We start from the raw sequence: 4,576 nt of genomic DNA, 5'->3' as shown, positions 1-4,576 counted from the left end.
TGTCGGGCAGACCTCCGGGCAATGGGTGAAGCCGAAGAAGATCGCCGTCGGCTTTTCCCTCAAGGCCTCCTGGGTGATTGCCGAGCCGTCTCCCGCCGTCAGCTGGAATTCCGGGCCGAAGGGGATGTTCATCATCTCCTCGTTGGTCTTGCCGATCTCGTAGACCAGCCAGACGATGAGCCCGCAGACGACAATCACCGAACCCCAGAGAACGCGCCGGAAAATCTTCATTGTCTCTTCCCTTCAGGCCCTCCGGCCTCAGTCTTGCAGCAATCCGTGCCTGCGGTGCCAGTCCTCGAGCGAAAGATCCGGGTAGCCCTCGAAATGCACATGACCCTCGCCCTCCGGCACATCGACCCATGCGGCCTTCGAGCCGAGCATGATATGCACGATCTCCGGCGGCCGGGGCAAGGGCGTGTCGACAACGGAGGCGACGGGATGAACGAGCGCGGGCCAGCGCGGATCGAAAAGATAGAGCGCCGAACCGCAGGCCCCGCAGAAATGCCGCTCGGCCTCGCTCTCGCCGTCATGCATGCGGGCGTGATAGAAGCGCTTGTGCTGCGCGCCAGAAACGTTGAGCGTCGCGGCATCCGCACCGATATTGATGGCATAGCCCCCGCCCCCACCGGATTTGCGGCAGATGCTGCAATAGCAGCGCTGATAGGGCACCGGCGTTTTGCTTTCCACGGAAAAGCGCACCTTTCCGCACTGGCAGCTGCAATCGAGTCTGATGGTCTCTCTCCCTTTTCCGCCTGTTCGCCTCGCCTATTTATTCCGGCGCGCCATTTTCCCAGACGACGTCCTGCCCGTAAAGCGGCACCGTGGACATCGACATCTTCGCCGATCCTTCGGTGATCTCGCGCGTGTGCGCCAGATAGATCAGCGTGTCATTGGCGCGATCATAGATGCGGTTGATCACCAGGTTCTTGAAGATCAGCGACCGGCCCTGCTTGAAGACCTCCTCGCCGTCCATCCCGAGATCGATATCGCCGATGCGGATCGGTCCCGTCTGGCGGCAGGCGATGGAGGAATTGGAGGGGTCCTCGAACCAGTTGCCGTTCGACAACCGGTCGATCACCGAACGGTCGAAATAGGCGATATGGCAGGTCACGCCCTCGATTTCCGGATCGTGCAAGGCTTCGATCTCGATGTCGTTGCCGACCCAGTCAACGCCGACTTCGCCGACCTGTTCGGCCCGCGCGGCACCCGCAAGCAACAGGCCCGCGCAAAGAGCAAAACCAAACCGCCTCATATCTAAACTCCCTGAAAAGCATTTCCTTCAAGATAGGTTTGCGGCGGCACGATGCAAGCGATCCGCCTGCGAGAAAGCTGTCGGATGGCATGTGGCCACTGCCGCATAGCCCCCCAATCTTCTCGCCCCGGAGGGGAGAGATGTCGCGAAAGGGGCAGTGAGGGGGGGGAGTATTTCCCCGCGAACGCCCTCACGATTTGACATGCCGCGCCACCCTCACTGCCCCTTTCGGGGCATCTCTCCCGCCAGCGGGAGAGAATATTGGGAGCAAGCGGCAGGCCACGCGTATGCCCAACCGAGTTGGATCACCCGCCGATCAGCGCCAGCCACGCGTCCTCATCCATGGTCTGGACCCCAAGTTCCTCCGCCTTTTTCAGCTTGGAACCCGCGCCGGGGCCGGCGACGACGATATCCGTCTTTTTCGATACCGACCCGGAAACCTTGGCCCCGAGGCTTTCGGCTTTCGCCTTGGCCTCGTCACGGGTCATCTTCTCGAGGCTGCCGGTAAACACCACCGTCTTGCCGGCGACGGGACTTGTCGTGTCAATCTTCTGCGCATCGTCAAGCGGCGTCACTTCCTTCAGCAGCCGGGCAATGACGGCGACATTCTGCTCTTCGGCGAAGAAATCGACAAGCGCGCGGGCGACGACCGTTCCGATGCCGTCGATATTGTTGAGATCGTCCCAGGCGTCGCCCTCGCCTGCCGCCGCATCCCGCATCGCCCGTTCGAAAGCGGCATAGGAGCCATAGGAGCGGGCCAGAAGCTTCGCGGTCGTCTCGCCGACATGGCGGATGCCGAGCGCGAAGATGAAGCGCGGCAGCGCGATTTCGCGGCGTTCATTGATCGACTGGTACAGGTTGGCGACCGAGGTCTTGCCCCATCCGTTGAAATTCTCGAGTTTCGTCAGCGCCTCGGCCTGACGTCTTTCGAGCGTGAAGATGTCGGGCGCGGTGCGGATCGCAAGCCCCGGATCGTCATGCTCGAAGAAGAAATCGACCTGCTTGCTGCCGAGCCCCTCGATATCGAAGGCGTTGCGCGAGACGAAATGCTTCAGATGCTCGACGGCCTGCGCCCGGCAGGAAAAACCGGCCGTGCAGCGCCGCACCGCATCGACCTTGCCGCTCTTCTCGTTGATGTCGCGCACCGCATGGGCGCCGCAGACCGGGCAATGATCGGGAAATTCATACGCTCTTGCATCCTCCGGCCGCTTCTCGGGCAGAATATCGACGATCTGCGGGATGACGTCGCCGGCGCGCTGGACGATCACGTAATCGCCGACGCGGATATCGCGCCCCTCGCGGATCGGCTCGCCGTTCGAGCCCTTGCCGGCGATATAGTCCTCGTTGTGGAGCGTCGCATTGGTGACGACGACGCCGCCGACGGTGATCGGCTCAAGCCTGGCCACCGGCGTCAGCGCGCCGGTGCGGCCGACCTGGATGTCGATGGCGATGAGCCGCGTGATCGCCTGCTCGGCGGGGAATTTATGCGCCGTCGCCCAGCGCGGCGAACGCGAGCGGAAACCGAGCCGCGCCTGCAGGTCGAGCCGGTCGACCTTGTAGACCACGCCGTCGATATCATAATCGAGGTCGCCGCGCTTGACGCCGATCTCGTGATAGTGCGCCAGCAGATCATCGACGGAGGAGAGCCGCTTCATCAGCGGATTGACCGGGAAACCCCATTTTTCGAAGGTCCCGACCATGCCCATCTGGGTGTCGGCCGGCATCTCCGACATCTCGCCCCAGGCATAGGCGAAGAATTTGAGCTTGCGCTTTTCCGTCACCTTCGGGTCAAGCTGGCGCAGCGAACCGGACGCCGTGTTGCGCGGGTTCACATAGGTCTTCTCGCCCGCCTCGGAGAGCGCCGCGTTCAACGCGGCAAAATCGCTTTTCGCCATGTATATCTCGCCGCGCACCTCGACAATCTCCGGCGCGCCGTCCGGCAGGCGGTTTGGAATTTCGCCGATGGTACGGACATTGGCCGTCACATTCTCGCCGGTGGTGCCGTCGCCGCGCGTCGCGCCGGAGACGAGCCTGCCGTTCTCATAGCGCAGCGACATCGACAGACCGTCGATCTTCGGCTCGGCGGTAAAGGCGATCGAGCCGTCCGGCAACTGGCCGAGAAAGCGATAGACCGAGGCGATGAAGTCCTGCACGTCCTCGTCGGAAAACACGTTGCCGAGCGACAGCATCGGCACGGAATGGGTGACCGGGGCAAATAATCCTGAAGGAGCAGCACCTATAGATTGGTAATGTTCAGAAATGTCTTCAGGAGATATAATCTCAAATACAGACAAAATTCGCTTCAGAGTATCAAAAATATAGTCTGGTACATCTGAAACATCACGGCCATGATGCACTTTATCAAGTATTTTTATAAAATCTAAAAGCTCCCCATGCGCCACATTAAAATTTTTAATTTTATCTCTATTATTTTTATAGAAATTTATTATATCTAAAGATTCGTCTTTATTAAAAGAAAACTCCACATATAAAGATATATACAATATTCGTAGGACACTTTTTGGAAGAAAGTCTAGTGCTTCATATATAACGCTTTTGGGAATCCCACCAATGCTGGTGACCAGGCTCTCCGAAAGCCTGTTCCTTGCGGTCTCGCGATCTCGCTTCTCCGAAAAGTCGAGATCCCTACGAGGGCTCTCAGCGTCTTCAAACAAACTGGCCATCAAAACGTTCCTTGAAACTTCGCTCTCACACCAGAATGAGCGTTGGCCAGAAAAGCGAGTTCGGCCGCGGCCTCTTCCCGGGTCAGCTTTTCGGTCGGAACCTTGTCATTCGCCATCGCCGCGCGCTCCTTCGTATCATCCGGACGCATTAGAGCATTTGGCGCGCGCTCGGCAAGTTCAAAGACCGGCGGCGGCCGAAAGCCCGTCTCCCGGCGCGCTATCGCCCTTCAGGACCGAGGTGTCGAGCAACGCCGTCAGCGGCAGATGGTCGGAGGCCGCGCGCGCCAGAAGCGAATCGTGCACGGCGAGATCGGCCACCAGCCCGTCGCGGTTGGCAATGATCCGGTCGAGCGCCAGAACCGGCCATCGCGCCGGAAAGCTCGCCCGCGCCGGCGGCAAAGCCCCGAAGGCCGCCTCGAATTTCTTCAGCGCCGAACCCTCGCCGAGCCGCCATTCATTCATGTCGCCCATGATCACCGAGGGCGCCTCGATGCGACGGCCGAGAAGCCCGATGATGTGATCGGCCTGCTGGCGGCGCGCCCAGCGCAGAAGGCCGAGATGAACGGCGGCGACGCGCAGGGAAATGCCGTTGTTGAGCGCAATGTCGGTCACCAGCGCGCCGCGCGGCTCCAGCCCCGGC

Annotated in this window: 5 protein-coding genes; all 5 read right to left on the bottom strand. The window is 60.6% G+C overall.

From position 1 onward, the window contains the following. The coding region (locus tag AC5DC2_RS19945; protein WP_491699732.1) for an SCO family protein at nt 1-231 on the bottom strand (231 nt) is incomplete at its 3' end. Between the two features lie 27 nt (nt 232-258). Next, nucleotides 259-732, bottom strand: a complete 474-nt coding sequence (locus tag AC5DC2_RS19940; RefSeq protein ID WP_491699734.1) for a GFA family protein — start codon at nt 730-732, stop codon at nt 259-261. A 37-nt stretch (nt 733-769) separates the two neighbouring features. Further along, the gene (locus AC5DC2_RS19935; RefSeq protein ID WP_024708053.1) at nt 770-1,252 is read right to left on the bottom strand and encodes a CreA family protein; all 483 of its coding nucleotides are present in this window, start codon (nt 1,250-1,252) and stop codon (nt 770-772) included. Between the two features lie 305 nt (nt 1,253-1,557). Beyond that, on the bottom strand, nt 1,558-3,669 hold the full coding sequence (ligA, locus tag AC5DC2_RS19930) for an NAD-dependent DNA ligase LigA (RefSeq protein WP_491699733.1): 2,112 nt from the start codon (nt 3,667-3,669) through the stop codon (nt 1,558-1,560). Nucleotides 3,670-4,113: 444 nt separating this feature from the next. After that, nucleotides 4,114-4,576, bottom strand: a 463-nt coding sequence (locus tag AC5DC2_RS19925; RefSeq protein ID WP_491699731.1) for an endonuclease/exonuclease/phosphatase family protein, incomplete at its 5' end; no start/stop codon positions are given.

Source organism: Martelella sp., from assembly GCF_984369615.1.
Note: the sequence above shows the minus strand (reverse complement) of the source record. Positions and strands in the feature narration are given on the sequence as shown.

What these genes read in the sequence shown, in the direction of transcription:
- AC5DC2_RS19935 (WP_024708053.1), bottom strand. Translation starts at nt 1,252, where the DNA reads ATGAGGCGGTTTGGTTTTGCTCTTTGCGCGGGCCTGTTGCTTGCGGGT.